Source organism: Amycolatopsis sp. cg5 (assembly GCF_041346955.1).
Lineage (GTDB): Bacteria > Actinomycetota > Actinomycetes > Mycobacteriales > Pseudonocardiaceae > Amycolatopsis.
This window is the reverse complement of the sequence record NZ_CP166849.1, coordinates 2,046,511-2,073,321: the sequence shown is the minus strand read 5'-3', so window position 1 is coordinate 2,073,321 and position 26,811 is coordinate 2,046,511. Positions and strand designations below refer to the sequence as shown.

The 26,811-nt window shown below is 69.0% G+C and carries 20 protein-coding genes; 11 read left to right on the top strand and 9 right to left on the bottom strand.

Translation table 11 applies throughout. The features are described from left to right. Window positions 1–3 precede the first annotated feature (3 nt). From AB5J62_RS09435 to AB5J62_RS09420, 4 genes are all read left to right on the top strand, one after another. On the top strand, window positions 4–1,827 hold the full coding sequence (locus AB5J62_RS09435; RefSeq protein WP_370947759.1) for a glycosyltransferase family 39 protein: 1,824 nt from the start codon (window positions 4–6) through the stop codon (window positions 1,825–1,827). A gap of 62 nt (window positions 1,828–1,889) precedes the next feature. Further along, complete coding sequence (locus tag AB5J62_RS09430; RefSeq protein ID WP_370947758.1) at window positions 1,890–3,137, top strand: glycosyltransferase; 1,248 nt, start codon at window positions 1,890–1,892, stop codon at window positions 3,135–3,137. Between the two features lies 1 nt (window position 3,138). Further along, window positions 3,139–4,959, top strand: coding sequence for an ArnT family glycosyltransferase (locus tag AB5J62_RS09425; RefSeq protein ID WP_370947757.1), 1,821 nt, complete (start codon window positions 3,139–3,141; stop codon window positions 4,957–4,959). Window positions 4,960–5,024: 65 nt separating this feature from the next. Further along, entirely contained in the window at window positions 5,025–5,723 is a 699-nt protein-coding gene (locus AB5J62_RS09420; RefSeq protein ID WP_370947756.1) for a PP2C family serine/threonine-protein phosphatase, read from the top strand. Here AB5J62_RS09420 and AB5J62_RS09415 read toward each other — a convergent pair. The 4 genes from AB5J62_RS09415 to AB5J62_RS09400 form a co-directional block, all read right to left on the bottom strand. Then, entirely contained in the window at window positions 5,720–7,033 is a 1,314-nt protein-coding gene (locus AB5J62_RS09415; protein ID WP_370947755.1) for an MFS transporter, read from the bottom strand. The genes AB5J62_RS09420 and AB5J62_RS09415 overlap by 4 nt on opposite strands. Before the next feature lie 334 nt (window positions 7,034–7,367). Then, on the bottom strand, window positions 7,368–8,216 hold the full coding sequence (locus tag AB5J62_RS09410) for an SAM-dependent methyltransferase (protein ID WP_370947754.1): 849 nt from the start codon (window positions 8,214–8,216) through the stop codon (window positions 7,368–7,370). An 87-nt stretch (window positions 8,217–8,303) separates the two neighbouring features. Further along, a complete protein-coding gene (locus tag AB5J62_RS09405; RefSeq protein WP_370947753.1) occupies window positions 8,304–10,634 on the bottom strand; it encodes a GH92 family glycosyl hydrolase in 2,331 nt (776 codons plus the stop codon). 142 nt (window positions 10,635–10,776) lie between these two features. After that, window positions 10,777–12,222: an amidohydrolase family protein gene (locus AB5J62_RS09400; protein ID WP_370947752.1), complete on the bottom strand. Its 1,446-nt coding sequence runs from the start codon at window positions 12,220–12,222 to the stop codon at window positions 10,777–10,779. A gap of 109 nt (window positions 12,223–12,331) precedes the next feature. Here AB5J62_RS09400 and AB5J62_RS09395 point away from each other — a divergent pair, with 109 nt between their 5' ends. Together AB5J62_RS09395 and AB5J62_RS09390 are read left to right on the top strand one after the other, a co-directional pair. Continuing rightward, window positions 12,332–12,478 carry a hypothetical protein gene (locus tag AB5J62_RS09395; protein ID WP_370947751.1) on the top strand — a complete coding sequence of 49 codons (147 nt, stop codon included), beginning with the start codon at window positions 12,332–12,334 and terminating at the stop codon, window positions 12,476–12,478. Window positions 12,479–12,800: 322 nt separating this feature from the next. Continuing rightward, the gene (locus AB5J62_RS09390) at window positions 12,801–15,989 is read left to right on the top strand and encodes a S8 family serine peptidase (protein ID WP_370947750.1); all 3,189 of its coding nucleotides are present in this window, start codon (window positions 12,801–12,803) and stop codon (window positions 15,987–15,989) included. A gap of 4 nt (window positions 15,990–15,993) precedes the next feature. Here the strand turns inward: AB5J62_RS09390 and AB5J62_RS09385 are convergent, their stop codons facing one another. Beyond that, window positions 15,994–16,197, bottom strand: coding sequence for a hypothetical protein (locus AB5J62_RS09385; protein ID WP_370947749.1), 204 nt, complete (start codon window positions 16,195–16,197; stop codon window positions 15,994–15,996). Then, on the bottom strand, window positions 16,194–17,276 hold the full coding sequence (locus tag AB5J62_RS09380; protein ID WP_370947748.1) for an ROK family protein: 1,083 nt from the start codon (window positions 17,274–17,276) through the stop codon (window positions 16,194–16,196). The genes AB5J62_RS09385 and AB5J62_RS09380 overlap by 4 nt, the downstream gene beginning before the upstream one ends. A 73-nt stretch (window positions 17,277–17,349) precedes the next feature. On the opposite strand from AB5J62_RS09380, the gene xylA reads away from it, so the two are divergent. Next, complete coding sequence (xylA, locus tag AB5J62_RS09375; protein ID WP_370947747.1) at window positions 17,350–18,498, top strand: xylose isomerase; 1,149 nt, start codon at window positions 17,350–17,352, stop codon at window positions 18,496–18,498. A 287-nt stretch (window positions 18,499–18,785) separates the two neighbouring features. On the opposite strand, the gene AB5J62_RS09370 is transcribed toward xylA, so the two are convergent. After that, window positions 18,786–19,229: a MarR family winged helix-turn-helix transcriptional regulator gene (locus tag AB5J62_RS09370; RefSeq protein ID WP_370947746.1), complete on the bottom strand. Its 444-nt coding sequence runs from the start codon at window positions 19,227–19,229 to the stop codon at window positions 18,786–18,788. Between the two features lie 134 nt (window positions 19,230–19,363). On the opposite strand from AB5J62_RS09370, the gene AB5J62_RS09365 reads away from it, so the two are divergent. The 4 genes from AB5J62_RS09365 (at window position 19,364) to AB5J62_RS09350 (ending at window position 23,333) form a co-directional block, all read left to right on the top strand. Then, a complete protein-coding gene (locus tag AB5J62_RS09365) occupies window positions 19,364–20,542 on the top strand; it encodes an MFS transporter (RefSeq protein ID WP_370947745.1) in 1,179 nt (392 codons plus the stop codon). A 50-nt stretch (window positions 20,543–20,592) separates the two neighbouring features. Further along, on the top strand, window positions 20,593–21,384 hold the full coding sequence (locus AB5J62_RS09360) for an aldo/keto reductase (RefSeq protein WP_370950218.1): 792 nt from the start codon (window positions 20,593–20,595) through the stop codon (window positions 21,382–21,384). A 71-nt stretch (window positions 21,385–21,455) separates the two neighbouring features. Beyond that, window positions 21,456–21,581, top strand: coding sequence for a hypothetical protein (locus tag AB5J62_RS09355; protein WP_370947744.1), 126 nt, complete (start codon window positions 21,456–21,458; stop codon window positions 21,579–21,581). A 3-nt stretch (window positions 21,582–21,584) separates the two neighbouring features. After that, complete coding sequence (locus AB5J62_RS09350; protein ID WP_370947743.1) at window positions 21,585–23,333, top strand: M48 family metallopeptidase; 1,749 nt, start codon at window positions 21,585–21,587, stop codon at window positions 23,331–23,333. A gap of 513 nt (window positions 23,334–23,846) precedes the next feature. On the opposite strand, the gene AB5J62_RS09345 is transcribed toward AB5J62_RS09350, so the two are convergent. Together AB5J62_RS09345 and AB5J62_RS09340 are read right to left on the bottom strand one after the other, a co-directional pair. Then, a complete protein-coding gene (locus AB5J62_RS09345) occupies window positions 23,847–25,109 on the bottom strand; it encodes a lipase family protein (RefSeq protein WP_370947742.1) in 1,263 nt (420 codons plus the stop codon). A gap of 44 nt (window positions 25,110–25,153) precedes the next feature. Next, window positions 25,154–26,731 (bottom strand): acyl-CoA synthetase, encoded by a 1,578-nt coding sequence (locus AB5J62_RS09340; protein WP_370947741.1) that lies wholly within the window; start codon window positions 26,729–26,731, stop codon window positions 25,154–25,156. Between the last annotated feature and the right edge of the window lie 80 nt (window positions 26,732–26,811).

The window sequence follows — 26,811 nt, the reverse complement described above, 5'->3', positions numbered from 1 at the left end:
CGCATGACCGCTCTCGCCGAACCCGAAACCGAAATCGCGCGCACGGCACCCGCTCCCCCACGTGACTGGCACCGTCCGGCGTTCTTCGCCTTGCTCGCCGCGACAGCCGTCCTCTATCTCTGGGACCTCGGCGCGTCCGGCTGGGCCAACGCGTTCTACTCGGCCGCGTCACAGGCGGGCGCGCAGAGCTGGAAGGCCTGGTTCTTCGGCTCCAGCGACGCGGCGAACGCGATCACCGTCGACAAAACGCCCGCCGCGCTGTGGGTGACCGGGCTTTCGGCTCGGCTGTTCGGCGTCAACGCCTGGAGCATGCTCGTGCCGCAGGCGCTGATGGGCGTCGGCTCGGTCGCGCTGCTTTACGCGACGGTGAAACGGGTTTCGGGCCCGACGGCGGCGCTGCTCGCCGGCGCGGTGCTCGCGTTGACACCTGCCGCGGCGCTGATGTTCCGCTTCAACAATCCCGACGCGCTGCTGGTGCTGCTGCTCGTCGCGGGCGCGTACTGCGTGACCCGCGCGCTGGAAAAGGCGAGTCCGCGTTGGCTCGCGCTCGCCGGAGTCGCGGTCGGATTCGGGTTCCTGGCGAAGATGTTGCAGGCGTTCCTCGTCCTGCCCGCGTTCGGTCTCGCATACCTGATCGCCGCGCCGGCGACACTGGGCAAGCGGCTGCTGCACCTGACCGGCGCGCTTGCCGCGATGGTGGTCTCGGCGGGCTGGTATCTGCTGATCGTCGCGTTGTGGCCGGTGGACGACCGGCCGTACATCGGTGGCTCGCAGGACAACAGCCTCACCGAACTCGTGTTGGGGTACAACGGTTTGGGCCGGATCACCGGTGACGAGACCGGCAGTGTCGGGCCGAGCAGCTGGGGCACCACCGGCTGGAGCAGGCTCTTCGGTTCCGAGATGGCGGGCGGCATCGCTTGGCTGCTGCCTGCCGCACTGGTCGCGCTCGGCGCCGGGCTGTGGTTCACCCGGCGAGCGCCCCGAACCGATCCCGGCCGCGCCTCGCTCGTGCTCTGGGGTGGCTGGCTTCTGGTCACCGCCGCGACGTTCAGCTACATGAGCGGCATCATCCATCCGTACTACACGATCGCGCTGGCTCCGGCGATCGCCGCGCTGGTCGGGATCGGCGCGACCCAGCTCTGGCGCCGCCGCGCCGACATGATGTCCGTGGCCGTGCTCGCGAGCGGCGTCGCGCTGACCACGTTGATGACTTACCTCCTACTCGAAAGCCAGTCCGGCTGGCTGCCATGGCTGGGCCCGGTCGTGCTCTTCGGCGGGCTCGCCGCGGCCGTGCTCATTCTCTTCAGCGGGCAGCTTCCCCTTGCGGCGCAACGAGGTGTCGCTGTGCTCGCCTTGGTTGCCACACTGGCCGGGACCGGCGCGTACACCGTCGCGACGGCCGCTTCGACGCACACCGGCGCGATCCCGTCGGCGGGCCCGGCCGACGACCGCGGCATGCGTGGTGGTCCAGGCGGCCTGCTCGGCACCTCGTTGCCCGGCGAGAAGCTCACCGCACTGCTCAAAAAGGACGATGCGCGCCACACCTGGGTGGCCGCGACGGTCGGCTCCAACAACGCGGCCGGGTTCCAGCTCGGCTCCGGACTGCCGGTGATGGCGATCGGCGGGTTCAACGGCACCGACGCCTATCCCACGCTCGCGCAGTTCCAAGAGTATGTCCGAAGTGGACAGGTTCACTACTTCCTCGGCGATGGCATGACCATGCGCGCGAACAGCGGAAGTGATGTGGCACAACAGATCTCCGACTGGGTCGCGGCGAACTTCAGCGCGACGACCGTCGACGGCGTGACCGTCTACGACCTGTCATGAAGCACAGCGAGCGCACAGGTCAGCCACACGGTGACCAAAGCGGGACGCCCGAAGCTGAACCCATGACAGCCCTCCCGCAGACCAGCCGCCGCCCCGCCCCGGTGCACACTGTGGACACAGTTCTTGATGTCGTGATCCCCGTGCACAACGAGGAAACCGATCTGGAGCCGTGCATCCGCCGCCTGCACGCGCACCTCGACGGCCATTTCCCTTACCCGTTCCGGATCACGGTCGCGGACAACGCGAGCACCGACGCGACCTTGCGTGTCGCCGAACGCCTCGCCCGCGAGTTCGACGAGGTGGAGGTCCGGCATCTGGCCGAGAAGGGCCGTGGCCGCGCGCTGCATGCCGTCTGGTCCACTTCGGACGCGGCGGTGCTCGCGTACATGGATGTCGACCTGTCGACAGATCTCGCCGCGTTCGGCCCGCTGGTCGCCCCGCTCATCTCCGGGCACTCGGACCTCGCCATCGGCAGCAGGCTCGCCCGGGGCGCCCGCGTGGTGCGCGGACCCAAGCGCGAGTTCATTTCCCGGTGCTACAACCTGATTCTGCGCGGCACGCTCGCCGCCAGGTTCAGCGACGCGCAGTGCGGGTTCAAGGCGATCCGCGCCGATGTCGCCGAGCGGCTGCTCCCCCACGTGCAGGACACCGGCTGGTTCTTCGACACCGAACTGCTCGTGCTCGCCCAGCGCTCCGGGTTGCGGATCCACGAAATCCCGGTCGACTGGGTCGACGACCCCGAGTCCTCTGTGGACATCGTCGCGACCGCCAAGGCCGACCTCAAAGGCATCGCGCGACTCACCAGGGCGACGGTGACCGGTCAGGTGCCGATCAGCAGGCTGCGCGAACAGCTCGGAAGGGACCCGATCGACGTGCGCACCCCCGGTGTCTCCCCAAGTCTCGCGAACCAGCTGGTCCGGTTCGCGGCCGTCGGCGTGCTCAGCACGCTGGCGTATCTCGCGCTTTTCTTGCTGCTGCGCACTTTCAGCGGCGCGCAGGCGGCCAACCTGGTGGCGCTGCTGGTGACCGCGATCGGCAACACCGCGCTCAACCGCCGTCTCACCTTCGGCATCCGCGGCAAGCGCGGCGCCGGGAAGCACCAGTTCGAAGGCCTGATCGTGTTCGGCCTCGGGCTCGGCTTGACCAGCGGCTCGCTCGCCTTGCTCCACGCGCTCGCCCGGCCGGGGCTGGCGCTCGAACTTTCCGTGCTGGTGGCGGCGAACCTCGCCGCGACCGTGCTGCGGTTCCTGCTGCTGCGCGGCTGGGTGTTCAACCCCCGCCGCCAAACCGTGCCCGCCGAGGAGAACTGAGATGACCGCCGTGCTCGACGCACCCAAGACCGGACCCGTGACCGTGACCCCGTCCCCGCCGCGCTGGGTACGCCCGGCCGTGCTCGGATTGCTGGCCGCGACGGCCGCGCTGTACCTGTGGAACCTGACCGCTTCCGGCTACGGCAACGGTTTCTACGCCGCCGCCGTGCAGGCCGGTACGCAGAGCTGGAAAGCGTGGCTGTTCGGCTCGCTCGACGCGGGCAACGTGGTCACCGTCGACAAGCCGCCAGCCGCGATGTGGGTGACCGTCGCGTTCGCGCGGCTGTTCGGCTTCTCCAGCTTCACCGTGCTGGCACCGCAGGCGCTGATGGGCGTCGCCTCGGTCGGCGTCCTGTACGCGACCGTCAAACGAACTTCCGGTCCTGTCGCCGGGCTCTTCGCGGGCGCCGGGCTCGCGTTGACACCGGTGGCGGCGTTGATGTTCCGCTTCAACAATCCGGACGCGCTGCTCACCCTGCTGCTGATCGTCGGCGCGTACTGCGTGGTGCGGTCGCTGGAGAAAGCGAGCGCGCGCTGGCTGGCGTTCGCCGGTGTCGCGATCGGATTCGCCTTCCTGACGAAGATGATGCAGGCGTTCCTGGTGCTGCCCGCGTTCGGTCTCGTCTACCTGATCGCCGCACCGACGACACTGCGCAAGCGGATACTGCATCTGCTGGGCGCGCTCGGCGCGATGATCGTCTCGGCAGGCTGGTACATCGCGCTGGTCGAGCTGTGGCCGGCGTCGAGCAGGCCGTACATCGGCGGCTCGACGAACAACAGCCTGCTCGAACTCGCGTTGGGCTACAACGGACTCAGCCGCATCCTCGGCAACGAGGGCGGCGGGCCGGGTGCCGGCCCCGGCGGGAACGGGAACGTCGGCTTCGGCGGCTCGTCGGGACTGGGCCGGATGTTCGGCGCCAGTTTCGGCACCGAGGTCTCCTGGCTGCTCCCGGCCGCGATCATCGGCCTGATCGCGGGCCTGTGGTTCACCCGGCGCGCGCCCCGTACCGACCGCACCCGCGCCGCACTGCTCCTGTGGGGCGGCTGGCTGCTGGTGACGGGCCTGACGTTCAGCCTCATGAGCGGCATCGTGCACCCGTACTACGCGGTCGCGCTGGCGCCGTCGATCGTCGCCGTGGTCGCGATCTCGGGCCGCGCGCTGTGGCAGGGCCGTCGCAACATGTCGGCGCGCGTGGTGCTGGCGAGCATGGTCGCGGTGACGGCGGTCTGGGACTTCATCCTGCTCGACCGGACGACGGACTGGCTGCCGCTGCTGCGCTGGACCCTGCTGGTGCTGGGTTTGCTGATGTCGACGTTCCTCGCGGTCGGCCTGCCGCCGGTGCGCAAACTGGTGACGGCCGCCGCCGCGGCGACCGTGTTGACGCTCGGCCTGGGCACCGCCGCCTACGCCGTGGAAACCGCGTCGGTCGCCCACAACGGCTCGATCCCGACTTCGGGACCGACGTCCAGCGCGATGGGTCCCGGCGGCGAGCGCGAGCAGTCGTCGAGCGAAGTCGCGGCGCTGCTGGCGTCGACGACCACGAAATGGGCCGCGGCGACGAGTGGCGCGCAGTCGGCGGCTTCACTGGAACTGGCCAGTGGCAAGGCCGTGATCGGCATCGGCGGCTGGAGCGGCGGCGACCCCGCGCCGACCCTCGACGAGTTCAAGCAGTACGTCGCCGACGGCCAGATCAAGTACTTCGTGGCCGACGATGGCCGGATGGGCGGCCGTGGCTCGACCGAGATCGCGGACTGGGTGGCGGACAACTTCAGCGCCAAGACCGTGGGCAACGCCACCGTCTACACCTTGATCGGCAGCTGATCCACAGCATGATCTCAGTTTTCGAGCGCATCCTGTAAATAAGCAACCGCGCGAAGGAGGCTCCCATGAACTCCACTCCGATCTGGCACACCGCGAGCGAACGGGGCCCCCGCACGATCAACGCCGACGCCGTCGGCGCCTTCGCCAGGCATGGCCAGAGCGCCACCTTCGCGTTGGCCGACGGCGTCGGCGACTCACCGGCCGCGGCACAGGCGGCCCGCGTCGCCGCTTCCGCGGCGGCGCGGAGCCTGGCGGAGAACGGCCCGGTCGCCGCGGTCCTCGCCGCCCAAGCCGCCGTCCGTGAGCTGGGCGGCAAGGGCGACGCGGTGCTCGTCGTCGCCGTCCCGTTCGAGGGCGGCTACAACGTCGCCTGGGTCGGCGACGTGCGGGCCTACGCGTGGGACGGGGTGCTGCTGCACCAGGTCACCCACGACCACACGCTCGCCCAGTACTTCCGCGACCACGGCCAGCCAGCCGCGCCGCACATGGAGCACATGGTCACCACCAGCGTCCGCACCACGCGCCCCGACGAGATCGGCACGGCCGTGGCGGCCACCGGCGGGCTGGTGCTGACCAGCGACGGTGTCCACAAGCAACTCAGCCTCACCACGATGCGCGACGTGCTCGCCATGCCGGAAGCGGGCGCGGCGGGCCTCGTCGAGACCGCGATCGGCGCCGGTGGCCGGGACAACGCGACGGCGATCGTCGTCGAGCCGACCCGGCTGGCCGACTTACGGACGATTCCCATCGTGACTGCCGCTTAGTGGTTGCCATCGGAAGTCCTTCGGGGGTATTCGGCGGATCCAGGTTTCCGCTGGGCGTGCGGCCGCGAGGCCCTCGTACCGGGTTGTACTCGGGCCTTGCGGCCGTGCGTCCAGCGGGAAGCTGGGCCGTCGAGACCCCCGGAGGACTTCCGATGGTGACCACTTAGCACCGGTTCCCGCACCCGCATGGCAGGCGCGAGGAAGAAGACGCACGCGGTGAGCACCACCGCGGACGAAAGCGCCCACTGCAGCCCGATCCCACTGGCGAGCGCGCCGATGATGACGGGTTCGACGAGGAAACCCAGGTAGCCGCAAGCGGCGACGGCGGCGACGGCCTGGCCCGGTGAGTCGGGCTGCTTCTTGCTCGCGACGCTCCAGGCGATCGGCACGATGCCCGCGACGCCGAGCCCGACCACGGCGAACCCGACGATCGTCATGATCGGGTTCGCCGCCAGCAGCACCACCCCGAAGCCCAGCACGGCGACCACCGTCACCGCCTGGATGAACCGCACGGTCCCGAACCGCACGACGAGCCGGTCGGCCACCAGCCGCACGGCGATCATGGTGATGGAGAAGGAAAAGTAGCCCAGCGACGCGAGCGCGGGCACGGCTCCGGTGACGTCGGTGAGGTAGACGGCGCTCCAGCTGTTGACCGCGCCCTCGGCCACGAACCCGCAGAAGGCGATCACCCCGAGCGTGATCAGCGCCCGGCTCGGCAACGCGAACGCCGCCTCACCCTGACCGCGGTCGGCCCCGGTGAGGAACCGCGTCAGCGCGGCCCACAGCACGACGGCGAGCAGCACCGCGCCCGCGGTGGAGAAGTGCACGGTCACCGGGACATGCCAGGCTTCCATCACCGCGTCCACACCGGACCCGGCGAGCCCGCCGATGTTCCAGAACGCGTGGAACCCGGCGAAGATCGGGCGGCCGTAGCCTTCCTCGACCCTGGCGGCGTGCGCGTTCATCGAGACGTCGAGCACGCTGTTGCCGACCCCCAGCACCACCAGCGCGGCGACGAAGACGGGCATGTTCGGCGCGAACGCGACCAGCGGCAGCCCGCCGCACAGCACGACCGCCCCGATCAGCACCCCGCCCCGGCTGCCGACCTTGGTGATCAACGCCCCGGCGCCCAGCAGCGCCACCACCGACCCCATCGCGAGCCCGAACAGCCCGACGGCCAGCTGCCCGGTACTCAGCCCGAGCTGCGCCTGCACGGCGGGTACGCGGGCCAGCCAGGTCGCGAACGCGGCCCCGCACACCGCGAACACGGTCGAAACGGCCCACCGGGCCTGTCGTAGTTCCCCAGTCATGCCGCCAACCTACGCAAAGAGGTCGTGAGCGTTCCGGGCGGTTCTAACCGGCCGCAACGCTCACGACCCCGTGGCCTATTGCTCGCTCATCAGACTGCGATCTGGGTGACGGAGGCGGCCCTTATCACGTGCCAAGGTGTGCGAGCCCGAGCGAGTGGAAGAATTTCTGCACCCAACGGAGCAAACCTTCCACTCGCGCCGAGAATCGGTGGCGCGGAACACGCGAAACCCGAGTTTGGGCCACCCATTGGCCCAAACTCGGGTTTCGTGAAGATCAACTTGCTCACAGGTCGCCCGGCAGCGCCGTCCGGAACGCTCACGACTCAGGCGAGGGTCAGGGTTTGCGGGCGACGCCTGCGAAGCCGCAGGAGGCGTTCGGGGTGAGCGCCATTTCCTCGGTCATCGGGGACTTGTCGTCGAGGCGCCACTCGGGGATCCAGACGGCGCCGGGCTCGACGAGGTCGAAGCCGTCGAACAGCGCCGTGAACTCGGCGCGGTCGCGGAAGACCACGGGCGAGGCCGTGTTCTTGTACTGCTCCATCAGGATCGCCTGCTGCTTCTGGACGTCGTCGGGGACGCCGTCGTTGGTGCCGTGGCTGGCGATCAGGTAGGAGCCGCTCGGCAGCAGCGTCTTGTAGTACTCGAGCGAGACCTCGGCGCCCATGCCCTGCGGCATGAAGTGCAGCAGGGCGACCGTGAGCAGCGCGATCGGCCGGCGCGGGTCGAGCACGCCGGTCTCCATCGCCTGGTCCCAGAGGTTGGCGTGGTCGAGGAAGTCTGCGTTGATGGCCGCGTGCCTGGTCAGGTCGCCGTGCTGCTCGAGCAGGATCTTCGAGTGCGCGACGGCGACGGGCTCGTTGTCGACGTAGACGACGCGGCTGGTCGGGTCGACCTCCTGGGCGACCTCGTGCACGTTGCCGACCGTGGGGACGCCGGAGCCGATGTCGAGGAACTGGTGGATGCCCTGCTCCGAGCAGTACCGCACGGCTCGGCGCAGGAACTCGCGGTTGGTCCTGGCCAGCATGCGGGCTTGCGGGAACACCTTGAGCGCCATCGCGCCGAACTCGCGGTCGACCGCCCAGTTGGTGGTGCCGCCGATGAACCAGTCGTAGATTCGCGCGACGCTGGGGTGTTCGAGATCGACGCCCTTCGGCGCGTAGGGCGGATCCGCAATGTCACTCAAGTTCGTACTCCCCAAACACACCGCGCAAGTGGATGGCGTCCACAGTACCGCTCCGGCAAGTCATTCACTCACCGGAGCCATCCCGTTTCAGCCTGCCGCCACCAGCGATGGCGGAGCCGAAGCCGTGCCCCAGCCGGTGGGCTCCGAGCTCAGGGTAAACCGGATCGTGCCCGATTGGAGTAGTTCGCGGTGATTCATCCACGAGTCTTTCACCTCGGCGCCGCCGGTCCGCACCGACGCTATGTACTGGAACTTCGACGCGTCGGCGCCCGGCGCCTGGATGGCGAACCGGCGGCCGCCTTCCGGGGTGACCTCGACCTTCGGGAACATCGGCGCGCTCAGCAGGTACTGCCCAGAGCCCGGGGTCGCTTCGAAGATCCCGGCCATCGAGAACACCAGCCACGCGGAAATCGTGCCCAGATCGTCATTGCCCGGCATGCCGTACGGCGTGTCGGTGAACAACGTCCGCGCCGCGCGCAGCACCGCCGAGGTCTTCCACGGCGCGCCGGTCCAGGCGTACATCCACGGCGCGTGCAGGTCGGGTTCGTTGTTCGGGTTGAAGGCGAAGTTGTTGTGGTAGTCGTACGCCCCATGAACCCATGAATCCTTGGCCGCCTTCGCGGGGTCGGTCAGCAGCAGGTTCATGTCGAAGAACGTGTCGAGCCGTTTCTCCGCCTCCGCCGGGCCGCCCATCAGGCCGAACAGCTTGCGCGTGTCCTGCTGCGCTAGCCACTGGTACTGCCACGGCGTGCCCTCGTGGAACCCGGTCGACTTCGCCGGGTCCGCCTCGCCGACCCAGGTGCCGTCCGCCGCACGCGAGCGGGGAAAGCCCGTGAAGCCCTTCGACTGGGTCCCGGTGTCCCACAGCTTGGTGAAGTTCGAGCACCGCGCGGCCAGCGTCGCGGCCTTGTCGCGCTCCCCGAGTCCTTGTGCCATCAGCGAAAGCGAGCAGTCGGCCAGCGCGTACTCAAGCGTCGCGGAACCGGCCTGCCTGGTGTCGCCGAAGGTGTAGCCGGGCACGTCGCGGTAGCCGATCCAGCCATTCTGGACGTAGCTCGGGTTGCCATCGCGGCCGCGAAACTTCGACTGGTCGGCAGGCACCTCGTTCGCGTTGCGCCACAACGCGTCGAACAACGCGCGCGCCGTCTTGTCGTCGAGCAGGCCACGCCGGTAGTTGTCGACCACCCACGGCGTCACCGGGTCGCCGCTCATCACGTTCGTCTCGCCACCGGCCAGCGCCCACCTGGGCACCCAGCCACCGTCCTGGTAGACCTTGAGCACCGAACGCGTCATGTCGGCCGCGCGTTCCGGATGCAGCAGCGCGACGAGCTGGTTCTGCGAACGATACGTGTCCCACAAGGAGAACATCTGGTAGTACGGCCGGTCGCTGACATGCACCTTGTCGTCGAAGCCGCGGTACTTGCCGTCCACATCGGACCCGACGGACGGATGCAGCAACGAGCGGTACAGCGCGCTGTAGTACGTGCGCTGATCCTTTGTGGACCCGCCCGCCACGCGCATCCGGTTCAGCTCGTCGCGCCAGGTCTTCGAAGCGCTCTTCTTCGCCTTGTCAAAACTTCCCGACTCGGCGGCCCGGTTGAGCCGGGCACCGTCCACAGAGGTGTACGAGAGCCCGACCGACGCGCCGACCTGCTTGCCCTGCGACTGATCGAAGGTGAGCCAGGCGCCGGTGCGGCCACCGCTGAGCGACGAGTCGCGCACACCCGGCTTGAGCACGCCGCCGCTCCACGTGCCGAACGACGCGAACGGCCGGTCGAACTTGGCGCTGAAGAAGACCCGGTAGCGCTCCTTTTCGGTCTCCCAGCAGAAGTTCCCGCCCTGCAGCCAGCCTTCGACGGTGTCACCGCCGACGACCTTCACCTCGCCGGCGTAGCTGTAGCCGTTGCTCTCGCCGACCTCGATCAGCACGTTCTCGCTCTGCCCCGCCGGGTAGGTGTAGCGGTGCTCCCCGGTGCGCTCGGTCGCGGTGAGCTCGGCGCGCACGTCGTACTTGTCGAGCTTGACCGAGTACTCACCCGGCGCCTTGGACTCGTTGGCATGACTGAACTTCGAGCCGTACTGCGCCGGGTTCGACGAGGTCACCGCGCCGGTGGTCGGCATGAACCGGATGTTGCCCATGGTCTGGCAGCCGACACCGGACAGGTGCGTGTGGCTGAAACCGAGAATGGTGTCCTGCGCGTAGTCGTACGACGCGTACTTCTTGAGCTGGGTGTCCGGGCTCAGCTGCACCATGCCGAACGGCACGGTCGCGCCGGGGAACGTGGTCCCGTCGCCGTTGTTGCCGATCGAGGTGTCGACCAGCTCCGTCGGATCGGCCGGGAATCCCGGGCCCGCCTCGGCGGCGGGCGCCATGGCGACCCCGAGCGTGACGGCCATCAGACCGGCCAACCAGCGCATGCGCGAACTCCCTTGCAAAAACGGCTGACAACGTTGTCACAACCCCTGCCGAAGATCCTCTCCGACGCCCGGGATCTTCGTCAACCCGACGATCGTCGCGCGGGTCGTGAGTGGTACGGCCGGTTCTAACCGGCGAAAACACTCACGACCCCTGGTAGGTGACCTCGCCGCCCATGATCGTCGCGCGGATCGGCATCGCGCGGAGATCGGCGCTCTCGGCCGGGTCCTCGGCGGTGATCACCAGGTCGGCGACATCGCCGACCCGCACGCCGGATCGGCCACGCGCGGCGGCGCTCAGCGCGTCCGCGAGCGGGATCGCCTGCTCGGGATGCCACGCGGGGCGGTCGTCGTCGGTGCGGCTGACCGCCGACGCGATGCCGTCCCACGGGTCGAGCGGCGCGACCGGCGCGTCGGAGCCGATCTCCAGCCGCGCGCCCGCCGCGAGCAGCGCGCCGTAGGGAAACGCCCGCGCGGTACGGGAAGCCCAGTACCGGTCGGCCACGTCGCGGTCGTCCGGCTGCTGCGCGGGCTGGACGCCCGCGATCACGCCCAGCTCGGCGAACCGGGCGAGATCTTCGGTGCGCACGAGCTGCGCGTGCTCGATCCGGCCGGGACAGCCGACTTCGGCGAACGCGTCGAGCGCGATCGTGTTGGCGTGGTCCCCGATCGCGTGCACGGCAGGCGAAATCCCGTTCTCCCAAGCCTTTCGCAGCAGCGGCACGAGTTCGGCGGGCGGCGTTTCGAGCAGCCCGAACGACGGTGAGCCGGGATACGGGTCGTGGCAGTAGGCCGTGCGGGTGTTGAGGGAACCGTCCACGAAGACCTTGAGCGGGCCGACGGTGAGCAGCCCGCCCGAGTCCGGCACGACGTCGCCGGTGCGCAGGCCCCGCGAGATCGCCAGGTCCAGCGCGAACCGCGCGATCACGCAGTCGACTCTGACCGGCAGCGGCGCGGCCGCCAGCCTGCGTGTCCAGTCGGCGACCGTGTCGGTGTACTCGTAGTCGGCGATCCCGGTGACGCCCCGCGCGGCCGCGGCTTCGAGCGCCTCGGCGACCCAGCGGTCCTGGGTCTCGGCGGAGGCGACCGGGAGTTCGGCGGTCGCGCTCATGCAGTCGTTCTCCAGCAGCACCCCGGTCGGATGCTGTTCACGGCCGACCAGTTTCAGCGCGGCCGGGCTCAGCCAAAGCGTGTGCAGATCGCCGCTGAACAACGCGACCGGCTGTCCCGGCAACGCGCGCTCGAGCAGGTCCTTGTGCGGGACGTCCGGCCAGAGCCCGTCGCGGAACCCGGCGCCGGTGACCAGTTCGCCGGGCTTGGCCGGGTGCGCGGCGACGAGGTCGACGGCTTCGGCCGCCGATTTCGCGCTGTCGAGCGGGATCCGCCGCCGCGCGGCCGCCCACTGGACAGTGTGGACATGCGCGTCGACGAGTCCAGGCAGCAGCGTGCCGCCGTCCGCGTCGAGCACTTCCGCGGCACCAGCGGGCTCCCCCGGCGGGGTGACGGAGACGACCAGGCCGCCGGAAAGCCGGACGTCTTTTCGGGCACCGCCGATGCCCGAACGGACACCACGCACCAACAACTCGCTCATGGCGAACACCCTGCCAGAACCAACGCTTCGAGCAGGTTCGAAGTGCTTGGTTCCGCGCCGTGCGCACGCGACACTGGTCGAACTACCTTGGTGAAACTCGGGGGGCTCCGTGACGATTCGCATCAACGTCGCGGCACTGCCCGGCCACGCCCCGGCCGCGGCGCGCGCGGCAAAACAGCGATGGGCCGCGCTCACCGATCAGCTCGGATTCACCCGCAAGCTGCGAGTGGCCTTCAAGCGCCGCGCCGGGTCGTGAGTGTTGCCGACGGTGCAACACTCATGACTCATTTCCCGGCCATGTCACGAATTGGTCGAATGCCGTATCCTGCGGGCGTTTCACGACGTCACAGGGTTGCGTATATCGATTCGATCAACGTTACCGAATAACGGTAACGGATCTTCTCCGGCGATCCCGTAACCGTTACTCCGTTCAGCCCACACCGAATGGCCGAATTGCGCGGAACAGTGACAAAGGCTTATTGCGGTCTGCCGTTTCCGCATATCTACTTCTCGGGCATGTCCATGAACGAGAGGCCGGAACAGTGAATTCACGCTGGAGAAGGCGAGCGGGTATCACCGTGCTCGCCACCGCGTTGAGCGCTTCCACCCTTGGCGCCGCGCCGAGTGCGTTCGCTCAGGAGGCGCCACCGAGCAGCCCGACGGCCGGTGCGTCGACCGGAAGCGAGCTCGACACGCACGACAAGGAACTGGTCGCCGAAGCCGAAAAGGCTGGCAAGCCGGATGTCACGCTGCTGATCGCGGCGGAGCGCGGCAAGTCCGACGTCGCGGCGCAGGAGTTGCGCGCGCTGGGCGGCGTCGTGCAGTCCACCGAGGCGAAGCTCGACTACCTCAAGGTGACCGTGCCGGTGAAGCAGGCCGAGAAGGCCGCCAAGCTCGGCAGCATCAACGCGGTCGACGTCGACGGCCTGATCAAGCTCGACGACCCGCGCCCGGACGGGATGGCCGACCCGTCTCCCCAGCCCGCGCCGACCAAGAACACCCCGCGCGTGAACCCCTACATGCCGACCGGTGACACCTACGCCGCGCAGTTCGGCCAGGTGCTCCCCAACTGGGACGGCAAGGGCACCACGGTCGCCGTGCTCGACTCCGGCGTCGACCTGGAGAACCCGGCACTGCAGACCACCAGCCACGGCGACCGCAAGATCACCGACTGGTACAACGCCAACTCCCCCACCTCGGGCGACGGCACCTGGGTCAAGCAGTCCACCCAGACCTACAGCGGCACCTTCACCGCGAACGGCCGCACCTGGACCGCTCCGGCCGGTGGCCCGTACACCCTCGGCACGCTCGCCGAGACCGCGGGCGACCTGGGTGGCGCCGGCAGCGAGACCGGCGGTGACCTCAACCGCGACGGCGACCGCACCGACTCCTGGGGCATCCTGCTCGACACCGTGACCAAGCAGGTCCGCGTCGACCTGAACCAGAACGGTGACTTCACCGACGACAAGGCGATGACCGACTACAAGGTCAACAAGGACTTCGCCTTCTTCGGCACCGACAACCCGGCCACCGACGTCGTCGAGAAGATGGCGTTCGTCGTGCAGACCGACCACGACGGCTACGTCAACATCGGCATCGCCGGCGCCGAGCACGGCTCGCACGTCGCGGGTATCGCCACCGGCCACGACCTGCTCGGCGGCAAGATGCAGGGCGCCGCGCCCGGCGCGAACGTGATGGCGGTCAAGGTCTGCCTCACCACCTCGTCGTGCACCTCGTCCGGCCTGGTCGACGGTGTCGTCTACGCCGCGAAGAACGGCGCCGACGTCGTCAACATCTCCATCGGCGGCCTGCCCGCGCTCAACGACGGCAACAACGCGCGTGCGGAGCTCTACAACCGCACGATCGCCGAGTACAACGTCCAGCTGTTCATCTCGGCGGGCAACAGCGGTGCCGGCGCCAACTCGGTCGGCGACCCGTCCGTGGCCACCGACGCGATCAGCGTGGGTTCCTACATCACCAAGGAAACCTGGCTGTCCAACTACGGCTCGAAGACCGCGCAGGCCGAGTCGATGCACCCGTTCTCCTCGCGTGGACCGGCCGAGGACGGCGGCTTCAAGCCGGACATCATCGCGCCCGGCGCCGCCATCTCGACCATCCCGCGCTGGCAGCCGGGCGGTCCGGTGACCGGCACCTACGCGCTGCCCCCTGGCTACGCGATGCTGCAGGGCACCTCGATGGCCGCCCCGCAGGCGACCGGCGCCGCCGCGCTGCTGGTGAGCGCGTACAAGGCCACGCACAACGGCCAGCGTCCCCCGGTCGCGCAGCTGCGCTCGGCGATCAAGTCGACCGCCCGCTACGTCAACGGGATCGGCGCGTACGCGCAGGGCGCGGGCCTGTTCAACGTGCCGGCGGCGTTCATCGCGCTGCAGCTGAACCCGAAGCCGGACACCGTCTCGGCCTCGGTCGAGGTGCACACCGTCCTCAGTGGACTGCTGAAGACGCCGAACACCGGTGTCGGCATCCACGACCGTGAGGGCGTCACCGCTGGCAAGTCGTTCACCCGCACCTACACGCTGAAGCGGACCACCGGTTCGGCGAACCCGGTGCCGTACTTCGCCAGCTGGGTCGGCAACGACGGCACGTTCTCCTCGGCCAACCTCATCCAGCTCCCGCTGAACACCGAGGTGAAGTTCGACGTCAAGGTCAACCCGAAGAACGCGGGCGTGCACTCGGCGCTGCTGCGCCTGGACAACCCGTTCACCATCGGCATCGACGTGCAGACGATGAACGCGGTCTTCGCGGCGCAGGACTTCGAGGCCGCCAAGGGCTACAAGATCGACAACTCCGGCAAGGCCGTCCGCAACCAGTCGCAGAGCTTCTTCGTGCGGGTGCCCAAGGGCGCCAGCGCGCTGAAGGTCGACCTGACCGGTGGCGGCGCCGAAAAGGGCAAGGGCCAGGTCCGCTTCCTGCGCTACGACCCGACCGGTGTGCCGCTCGACGTCACCTCGACGACGAACTGCTACAACCCCGACGCGGGCGCGGGCTGCACGCTCGGCACCCCGACCAGCCGCACGGTGGCGAACCCGCTGCCGGGTGTCTGGGAGATCACCGTCGAGGCCAGGCGCACGTCCGATGTGGACAGCGCGCCGTTCACCGTCAGCGCCTCGGTGCTGGGCACGGCGATCTCGCCGAACCCGGATGACATCGCCTCGGCCACCGTCGGCACGCCGGTCAACCGCAGCTACACGGTGACGAACACGCTCGGCGCGTTCACCGGCAAGCTGGCGGGCGGCGCGCTGGGCAGCGCCACGATCCAGAAGCCGACCATCGGCAACCTGGAGCAGAAGCAGTTCCCGATCACGGTGACCCCGGGGTCGACGTCGCTCACCGCGACGATCGGCAACACCTCGGACGTCAGCGCCGACCTGGACCTGATCGTGTTCAACTGCACCACCGGTTCGTGCGTGCAGGCGGGCTCCAGCGCCGACGGTGACTCCGAAGAGTCCGTGACCATCGCGAACCCGGCCGCGGGCCAGTGGGTCGTGCTGATCGACGGCTTCTCGGTGCCTTCGGGCTCGACGACGTACGACTACCTCGACACGTTCGTCAACCCGGCGTTCGGTTCCGTCGCGGTGACGGACGCCGACGCGGCGCACGCCTCGGGCAGCGCTTGGACCGTGCCCGGCGTGGTGACCGTCAACGCGGCGCCGGCCGCCGGTCGCATCCTGCGCGGTGTGCTGTCCGTCCGGACGTCCGAGAACGTCCAGGTGGGCACCGGCACCGTGCTGGTGAGGTCCGTCAGCTAAGCGGTTAAGGCAAGGGCTCGTCGCGCTGGATGTCTTCGTCGACCTGAACGTGGGTCACGAACTCCAGCGCGGCGAGCTTTTTCAATTGCGCCACAGGGATTTCCGCTCTGATGGCACCGAGCTCCGGCTCCTGCTTGAGCACCCTGCCACCGAGCGCGGTGACCGCTTCGGCGACGTCCGACGTCGCCATGATCAGCACTGTCCTCATTGGCCACTCCGCAGGTAGGCGCCGGGATCGGTGAGCACCCGGTGCAGCACGCGACCGGCCGCGCCGAGCGTCGCGGCCTGCGCGCCGAGTCCGGACGCGGTCAGTGTCGGCACCGAGCCCCTGAGCTTGCTGAGCCGTTCTCGCAGCACCCGCGTGATCGGGCCGGACAGGCTCGGGAACAGCGGCGCGAAAACGCCGCCGAGCACGATGCGGTCGACGTCGAACAGGTTCACCGCGGATGCCAGCGCGACCCCGAGCGCCTCGCCGGCGACATTCTCATCGCCAAGGGCTTCTTGTCCCGCATAGGTTTCCAGGCAACCCCGCCCGCCGCAGCGGCACGCGGGACCGTCCGGGGAGACGACGACGTGCCCGAGTTCGCCCGCCAGCCCGTTCGGGCCACGGAACAGCTCGCCGCCGACGACCAACCCGGCGCCGATGCCGATTTCGCCTGACACGTAAAGGAAATCGCGCTCCCCCGCGCCGAACCAGAGTTCGCCGAGCGCGGCGAGATTGGCCTCGTTGTCGAGTTCGACGGCGACCGGCAGGTCGAGCAGCTCGGCCGCGCGGACGTCTCGCCAGCCGAGGTTGGGCGCGCTGACCAGCAGCCCGCCGCCGACCGGCCCGGACAGCGCGAGCCCGGCGCCCGCGACGGTCAACCCGCGTTTTTCGGCCTCGCCGAGCACCTCGACCGCCAGGGTCCGCAGTTCGGCGAGCACGTCTTCGGGGCGCTCGCGATTGTCACGCTCGCGGCGGACGTCGTACCGGACCTCGCGAGTGAGGTCGACCAGGCACACGGCCAGATAGTCGACGTTGATCTCCAGCCCGAGCGCGGCGATCCGCTCGCCGCTGAGCACGACGTCCACCCCCGGCCTGCCGCGTTCGCCGACGCGCGTGAGGCCGGACTCGGCGAGTATCCCGGCGTCGATCAGGTCACCGACCAGTTTGGACACCGTGCTCTTGGTCAGGCCGGTGACCTCGGCGAGCGCGGCGCGGGTCAGCGGCCCGCGCCTGCTGACCTCGCCCAGCACGACTTCGAGATTGCCGGCACGCATCGCGTCGTGCCGCACGGCCTGGGACATGGCACGCACCTTATTGACTCCGGCGGGTCGGCGTATTTAGTCTATAACGTGAACTAAATGGAAGGAAGTACGCATGAACGCCTACGCCCCCACCCCGGCCGACAAGTTCACCTTCGGCCTGTGGACGGTCGGCTGGCAGGCGAGCGACCCCTTCGGCACGGCGACGCGCGCCCCGCTCGACCCGGTCGAGAGCGTGCACCACCTCGCCGAGCTCGGCGCGTACGGCGTGACCTTCCACGACGACGACCTCCTCGCCACCGAGCCCGACCGCGACAAGGCCGTCCGGAAGTTCAAGGACGCGCTCGCCGCGACCGGCCTGCAGGTCCCGATGGCGACCACGAACCTGTTCACCCACCCCGTCTTCAAGGACGGCGGCCTCACCAGCAACGACCGCGACGTCCGCCGCTTCGCGCTCGCCAAGGTCCGCCGCAACCTCGACCTCGCCGCCGAACTCGGCGCCCGCACCTACGTCGTCTGGGGCGGCCGCGAAGGCGCCGAATCCGACGCCGCGAAAGACGTCCGCGCCGCACTCGACCGCTACAAGGAAGGCCTCGACCTCCTCGCCGAGTACGTCGTCGAGAAGCGCTACGACATCCGCTTCGCCTTGGAGCCCAAGCCGAACGAGCCCCGCGGCGACATCCTGCTCCCGACGATCGGCCACGCGCTGGCGTTCATCTCCCAGCTGTCCCGGCCCTCGATGTTCGGCCTCAACCCCGAAGTCGGCCACGAGCAGATGGCCGGACTCAACATGGTCCACGGCGTCGCGCAGGCACTGTGGCAGGGCAAGCTGTTCCACATCGACCTCAACGGCCAGCACGGCCCCAAGTACGACCAGGACCTCATCTTCGGCCACGGCGACCTGACCAGCGCCTTCTTCCTGGTCGACCTCCTCGAGCACGGCGGCTACGACGGCCCCCGCCACTTCGACTACAAACCCCTCCGCACCGAAGACGCCTCGGACGTCTGGGAATCGGCGGCCGCCAACATGCGCACGTACCTCATCCTGCGCGCCAAAGCCCAGGCCTTCCGCTCGGACCCCGAAGTCGCCTCCGCGCTCGCCGCCTCCCGCGTCCCGGACCTCGCGACCCCCACCCTCGCCCCCGGCGAAACCCTGGATTCCCTCGCCGCCGACGACTTCGACCTCACCGCCGCCGCTTCGCGGGGCTACCACTTCACCCGGCTGAACCAGCTCGCCCTGGAGCACCTCCTCGGCACCCGCTGACCCAGGCCGAAAAAATCCCAATGCGTCCTTCGGTCCTTGGCAGGTCCCGAATGCGTCGCTCGGTCCCTACCACGTCCCCAATGCGTCCTTCGGTCCCTACCACGTCCCCAATGCGTCCTTCGGTCCGTGCCAAGACCCCAATGCGTCTTTCGGCACCCAACAAAGCCCGAAAGTCGCTTCCGGGGCATGCCAGGGCCCCAAAGCCACTTTCGGGACACCGCATGCCCCCAAAGCCACTTTCGGGGCATGGCACGCCCCCGAAGTGACTTTGGGGCCAAAGGCGGGGGTCAGAAGGTCAGGGCGCCCAGGGCCGAGACCAGCGGAGCCAGCTCAGGCAGGGCTTCGGCCTCGGCCAGCGCTTCGGCGAGCGCCGAGTCGTGGGTCGGCCGAGCCGCCTCCAGCAACGTGCGACCCGAGGGTGTCACCTCGGTGTAGATGCCTCGCCGGTCCGTAGGGCACAGGTACCGCTGCAGCAGTCCCCGATCCTCCAGCCGGTTCACCAAACGCGTGGTCGCGGACTGGCTCAGCACGACCGCGTTCGACAGCTGGTTCATGCGCAGGTGGAAGCCGTCCTGGCGGGCCAGTGCGTCGAGGACGCTGTATTCGCTCACCGAAAGCTCGTGGGTGCGCTCCAAGGCGCGGCCCAGTTTGTCCTCGATCCGCGCGTGCAATGCGGCGAGCGTGCGCCAGCCCTGTGCTCGGGCTTCGACGGCGTCGTCATCCAGTGACACGGTTCACCACTCTCTCGGTTGCCAAGGCACCCTTGCGTGCGCCACTATCGAGCTTACGCAATAACCGGCGCGTGCAACTATCTCGGACGCGGGTTATTGCCAACGCCCATACTACCGGGAAGAAGGAACCTTCCATGCCTGCCGCTCTGCTCGCACTGGCGATCAGCGCCTTCGGGATCGGCACGACCGAGTTCGTGATCATGGGCTTGCTGCCCGAGGTCGCGGGTGACTTCGGCGTCTCGATCCCGTCCGCCGGCCTGCTCATCTCCGGCTACGCGCTCGGAGTGGTGGTCGGCGCCCCAATGCTGACCGCGGTCGCGTCGCGGGTGCCGCGCAAGACCGTGCTGGTCGGCCTGATGGTGTTGTTCATCGCGGGCAACCTGATCTCCGCGGTCGCACCCACCTATGGCCTGCTGATGACGGGCCGGATCGTGGCGGCGCTGTCCCATGGCGCGTTCTTCGGGGTCGGCTCGGTGGTCGCGGCCTCGCTGGTCGCGCCCGCGAAACAGGCCAGCGCCATCGCGATGATGTTCACCGGCCTGACCGTGGCGAACGTGCTGGGCGTGCCCGCCGGGACCGCGCTCGGCCAGGCGCTCGGCTGGCGCTCGACCTTCTGGGCCGTGAGCGTGCTCGGTGTCATCGGTCTCATCGGCATCCTGACGCTCGTCCCGGCGCAGGCCACGACCGAGAGCAAGGGCCTGCGCAGCGAACTCGCCGTGTTCCGCGACGTGCAGGTGTGGCTCGCGCTCGTGATGACCGCGCTCGGTTTCGCGGGTGTCTTCGCGTCGTTCACCTACATCGCGCCGATGATGACCGAGGTCGCCGGGTTCTCCGCCGGCGCGGTCACCTGGCTGCTGGTGCTGTTCGGCGGCGGCCTGTTCGTCGGGAACATCCTCGGCGGCAAGGCGGCCGACCGGAAGCTCATGCCGAGCCTGTACGTGATCCTCGCCGCACTCGCCGCGGTGCTGATCATCTTCGTCTTCACCGCGCACGCCCAGCTGCCCGCCGCCATCACCATCGCGGTCTTCGGCGCCGCGGGCTTCGCGACCGTCGCGCCGCTGCAGGCGCGGGTCATGCAGAAGGCCGAGGGCGCGCCCGCGCTCGCCTCGGCCGCGAACATCGCCGCCTTCAACCTGGGCAACGCCGCGGGCGCGTGGCTCGGCGGCGCCGCGATCGAGCACGGTCTCGGGTACACCGCACCGAACTGGATCGGCGCGGCGCTCGCCGCCGCCGGCCTGTCGGTGGCGGTGGTCTCGGGACTGCTCGACCGCAAGCAATCGGTTACCGTCGAAGAGGAAGCACTAACCCGATGAAGGACAGTCACTTGAGCGTTCCGAACATCAAGCTCAACAACGGCGTCGAGATGCCCCAGCTCGGCTTCGGCGTCTTCCAGGTCCCGGACGACGAGACGACAGCGGCCGTCAAGTCCGCTTTGGACGCCGGGTACCGCAGCATCGACACCGCGGCCATCTACGGCAACGAAGCGGGCGTCGGCAAGGCGCTGGCCGAATCCGGCATCGCCCGCGACGAGCTGTTCATCACCACCAAGCTGTGGAACAGCAAGCAGGGGTACGACGAGACCCTGCGCGCGTTCGACGAGAGCATGACCAAGCTGGGCCTGGAGCAGCTGGACCTGTACCTCATCCACTGGCCCACTCCCGAGCGCGACCTCTACCTCGACACGTGGAAGGCCTTCGAGAAGCTTTACGCCGACGGCCGCGTCCGCGCGATCGGTGTCTCGAACTTCCACCAGGCGCACCTCGAGCGCGTCTTCGAGGCGAGCGGCATCGTCCCCGCGGTGAACCAGGTCGAGGCGCACCCGTACCTGCAGCAGACCGAACTGCGCGCGTTCGACGCCAAGCACGGCATCGCGACCGAGGCGTGGAGCCCGCTCGCGAAGGGCGGCGGCCTGCTCGGCGAGCCCGCGATCGCCGCGCTGGCCGAGAAGTACGGCAAGAGCCCGGCGCAGGTCGTCCTGCGCTGGCACCTCGACCTCGGCAACGTGGTCATCCCGAAGTCGGTGACCCCGTCGCGCATCCGCGAGAACCTCGACGTGTTCGGGTTCTCGCTCACCGAGACGGACATCGAGAGCCTCGCCGGTCTCGACCGCGGCGAGCGCACCGGGCCGGACCCGGACACATTCAACGTCGCGTGATCATCTGAGAAAAACCCATTTCGCCCCGATCGCCTGGATTACCATCCGGTCGAGCGAAATGGGGTTTTCTCATGCATGCCTGGGGGCGGGCTTTCTTTTCGGTGCTGTTGCTGGTGGCGTTCCCGTTCGTGGTGATCGCCGTCGGCGCCGGCGGTGTCTACGCGGGCGCGCAGGTCGGCCACCGCGCGGGCGCCTAAATCATGATGGCCGGGGTCGGCGTGATGCTGGCGCTCGGGTTCGGGCTGGTCAGCGCGCTGCGCGCGAAGTTCCCGACCACCGAGGGCCCTCGGCTGACCCGCGAGGAGCAGCCGGGTCTGTGGCGGGTGGTCGACGACCTCGCCGAGCAGGTCAGCACCCGTCCGCCGGACGAGATCGTGCTGGTCGGCGAGATCAACGCGGCGGTCTACGAGGAAAGCCGCGTGCTCGGCCTGCGCGCGGGCAAACGCACGCTTCTGATCGGCTTGCCGCTGCTCGCCGCGATGAACGTCACCGAACTGCGCGCGATCCTCGCGCACGAACTCGGGCATTACAGCGGCGGCCACACCCGCCTGCTCGCGGTCACCTATCGCGGCACGCGCACGCTGGAACACACGGTCGGCAGGCTGGACTCCGGCCTCGCGAAAACGCTGCTCGACGGCTATTCGCGGCTCTATCTGCTGATCGCGCAGTCCGCGAACCGAAGGCAGGAGCTGCAGGCCGACGAATACATGGTCGCCGTGGCAGGCAAACGCGTCGCGGCCAACGCGCTGCGCAAGGTCGCGACGCTCAGTCCACTGTGGAACGCCTACTTCGACCGCTACGTCTCACTCGGCGCGGTCACCAAACGAACCCCCGACGTGTTGCTCGGCTTCCGAGCCTTCCTCAAGGATCCCGCGCAACGCGAATGGGTCGCCAAGACCGCCGACGAGATATTGGCGAACAAACCGAGTTCCCGCTTCGACAGCCACCCGTCGACCAGCCGACGCATCGCGGCCATCACCGAACTCCCCGACGCCCGGCCTGACCTCGACGGCCGCCCGGCCTGGTCGCTGCTGGACTCGCCCCGTGAGGACATCCCGCACGCGGAACTCGACGTCCTCATCCGCGATCTCGGACCACGCGCGCACTGGGGCGAGATCGTCCGCCTCGCCGGCCTCCGCTCCGTCCACAAAGGAGCGGAAATGCTCGCCGAAGCTGGCAAGGAGAGCGGTTTGGCGCCAGGCGGCACTATCGGCGAGGTCATCCTGGTGCTGCGCCACGGCGACATCGAGCGCTTCGCCGCGCCGATGCGCAACGAGTCGCTGGCGCCGGATGTCATCGCGGAAGCCAGCGAAAAGATCGTCACCGAACTGCTCGGCGACGCCATCGTCGCGGCACTCGCCGACGCGGGCCACGCCCGTCACGAGCTGAATTGGGGCGGTGGCTGGGAACTCAAGGTGTACGACCGGCCGTTCGACATCGAAGCGCTCGTCAAACCGGCGGTCGAAGATCCGCGAGCGGTCGGTGAACTCGTCCAGCACCTGCAACGTCTTCGCGTGCCCGCGGCTTTCGTCAGGTCGCCTTCCACGGAGCCCGAGGAGGAGCCGGAGCCGGTCGAAACGCGCCTGATCGCGATCATGAGCGCGCTGCAGGACGGCCGGAAACTGGTCGATCTCCTGGTGTGCAACACCGAACTCGTGCTCGTGCGCATGTCGCGCTGGGTGCTGGTGCGCCGCGGTCTCGCCGGGCTCATCGGCGCGGCGGGCATGGTCGATCGTAAACGCCTGAAAGGCCTCGATCCGCGGAAGGTCGACGCCTACCAGCGGATTCCGCTGCACACGATCACCGGCGGCGGCTTCACCCAGCGCAGGCTGACCGAGTACCTGGTGCTCGCGTTGCCCGACGGCGAATTCCGGCTGGCGCTGAGCAATCACGTCTCCGACTTCGGCGATGCCCGCGAACGGCTGGAAGACTTCCTGGCGCGCCGCTGAAGGGGTCGTGAGTGTTTAGACCGGTTAGAACCGGCCGTACCACTCACGACCCCCACGACGACCCCGGCCAGCCGCGTTCGCCCTTCCGGCTTCTATTGAGGGGAAGGGCGACTGTGGCGTGTTGGTGTTCGGACACGTCCGTTCGTGTGGTCGCGAAGGTGCCGGTCGGGCCGGGGATGTGAGGGGAACCTCTCTCCGTGGGGTGCAGCAGGGTTTCCCCTCGCCCGCGGGTGTGAAGCGAGGGGACCCCTGGGTGCGACATACGCACTGAAGGGTCCCCTCGCTTCAGCCCTCGCACCTGCAACACTCACGACCCCCTGCGGAGTAAAGCGGGCTTTATCCCGCACACCACAGCCCACGGCTATCCGCGAGTGGTAACTCTGCTCCGCTAGATGCAGCAGAGTCACCACTCACACATCCCTCGCTCCCTGACCTGGTGCCCGGCGAGCCCGCGACCGCGGCCGACGCGCCACCTTTGCGTTTCCGCTCAATAACCGCCCGCAACGCGCACGACTATCCGATCGGACGGCCGAACAACGCCAGCAGGTCGTGGTAGAGCACCGACCCGAACGTCAGCAACGCGCTCGGCGAGAGCAGCGACGACAGGACCGTCTTCGTGCTGCACCCCGCGGGCGCCGGCTTGCCCGAAAGCCGGTCCTTGAGCCAGTTCAACGCGTCCGCCGCGCCGGTCGCGACCAGGATGACGTGCTCGCTCAAGATGTCGCGCTGATACTTCACGCTCGCGCCGTCGGCGCAGTACTGCCGCACGATCCGGTCGGTGTCCGCGCTGGGCACCAGCTCGTCGTTCACCGAGTGGTAGACGAACAGCGGCGCGGCCGGCGTGGCCTTGCCCATGGTCACCTCGGCGAGCACCTGCCGCGGGACCGGCTGGTTCAGTGGGTCCTTGACCGTGAAGTACTTGAAGAGGTCCTTGAACGCGAACGTGGTCGTGTTGCCGGAGTTGCACTGCGTCTTGGCCTTGGCCAGCGCGGCCTTGCCCTCGGCGGTCATGTTCGCGTCAAGGAACTCCGCCAGCTGCGGGTACGCCTGGCTCAGCCCGGCGATGCCGCTCATCGCGATCCCCGCGAACGGGCCGCCGTTAGCCTGCTCGAGCACGTGCGCGGGGTTCACCGGCAGGCCGCCCTCGGCGACACCCCCGATGTTCAGCTCGGGTGCGTACGACGGCTGCATCTCCGCAGCCCAGCCTGAAGCGAGCGCGCCACCCGAGTAGCCCCAGAGGCCGACCGGTCCTTGGGAGTTCAGCCCGAGCGGGGTGAAGTTCTGCGCGGCGCGAATACCGTCCAAAGTGGCGTGACCGGCTTGTTTCCCTGCCACGTAAGCACTCTTGCGGCCTTCGTAGTCCGGGACGCTCACCGCCCAGCCCTGCTGGACGGCCGCGTCGATCAGCAGGATCTCCGCCTGCGCGACGATGTTCTCGTTACCGGCGCCCTGTCGCAGCTGATACGAGATCGCGCACTGCGGCGCGGCGCTGTCCTCGGCGACCTGGTAGCTGAGCAGCGGCCGCGGACCAGGCTTCGCGCCCCACGGCAGCAAAACCGTCGTGACCGTCGCTTGTGGACGATCGAGCGCGTCGTTGGTGCGATACAGCAGCTGCCAGGACTGGACCTTCTGCGGTAGCGCCGCGAACGCCGAGATCTCGACCTGACGGGATCGCAGCACCGCGCCTGGCGCGAGCGACTCGTATCCCTCCGGTGGGCTGTAGAAGGGGTCGCTCTGCGGCGGGGACGGTGTCGCCGCCATCGCCGGAGTGGCCATTGTGGACACTAAAAGCACAGCACACAGCACAGCGAGGAGCCTCTTCATCGAGGAACGCCTTCCTGGTAGTCGCGGAGCTTCTGGCGGAGCACTTTCCCGGTCGCGTTGCGCGGCAGCTCGCCGAGGAACACGACATCACGCGGAACCTTGTAGCGAGCGAGATTTCCCTTCACGTAGGCCTTGACCGTGTCGGCGTCGATCTCCGACGCGGGCACCACGAACGCACGCAGCCGCTGCCCGAACTCGCGGTCGGGCACGCCGATGACGGCCGCTTCGAGCAGCGCGGGGTGCGCCGCGAGCAGGTCCTCGATCTCGGCGGGGAACACGTTCTCGCCGCCGGAGACGATCATGTCGTCGTCGCGGCCCTCGACGAACAGCCTGCCGCCGTCGTCGAAATGGCCGACGTCGCCGCTGGACATGAGCCCGTCGACGAACTCCTTGGTGCCGCCGCCCGAGTAGCCGTCGAACGCGAGGGCGCTGCCGACGAAGATCCGGCCACGCGCGCCGATCTCGGTCACCTCGCGGCCTTGGTCGTCGTAGAGCCGGACGAGACAGCCGCGCGGCGGCTTGCCGACCGTGCCCGGCGCCGCGCGCCAGTCTTCCGGCGTGGCGATGGTGGCGACGGCGACTTCCGTTGAGCCGTAAAGGTTGTGGATCACGTCGCCGAACAACGCGGTCGCGCGATCGCCCAGATCGGCGCCCAGTGCGGACCCGGCGCTGAACAGGATCCGCAGGCTGGACGTGTCGTAGTCGCGCACCCCGCCGAAGTCGACGATCCGCTGCAGCATCGTCGGCACGACCACGAGCACGTCGCAGCGGTGCTTCGCGATGCCTTCGAGGGTGGCGTGCACGTCGAACCGCCTGCGGAACACCACCGTCATGCCGAGCGCGAAGGCCAGGATGAACTGCGACAAGCCGGTGCCGTGGAAGGTCGGCGCCGCGATGTACATGGTCTGCCCCCGGCGCAGCGGGATGCGCTCGAGGAACTGCGCGGCGGCCAGCGGCGAACGGACCCGGCGCGGCGCGCCCTTCGGCGTACCCGTGGTCCCGCTGGTCAGCAGCACCAGCGCGCCGCACTCGCGCGGCAGCTTGAGGTCGCGCCCGTCGCCATGCACCAGCTCCTCGACCAGCGACTCGGAGTACCGGCGCACCTCGGGGTCGACATCGCCGAGCAGGTCCGCGAACTCCTCGTCGTGCACCAGCGCCGAGACGCCTTCGCGCCGCGCGACGTCGGCGAGCTGCGGCCGGGAGAAGCCGGTGTTCATCAGCAGCAGCCGGGCGCCGAGCTTGGCGGACGCGAGCATCGCGTCGACGACGCCGCGGTGGTCGCGGCAGAGCACCGCGATGACCGAATCGGCGCCGAACCCGTGCGCGAGCCAGGCTCTGGCGAGCGCGTTGGACCGGCGATCCAGCTCGCCGTAGGTCACCGGGCCGAGTTCGTCGATGAGCGCGACGGCGTTCGGATCGCGGCGGGCCGACACCTTCGCGGCGCCCGCGATCGGCCCGAGCCCGCGCACCGCCCGCAGCGACGCGACCGCGAGATCCGGGCGGCCGATCTCCACCATCCCGGCCTTGACCAGCACGGACAGCGAGTGACAGGTGGCGCCGATCCGATCGAGCATCGTCGAGGCTCCCTCCGGCACGGCACCGCCGCCGTGACCTACCGCACAGTAGCTTCGACTCTCGCAATCTGACAAGCCTT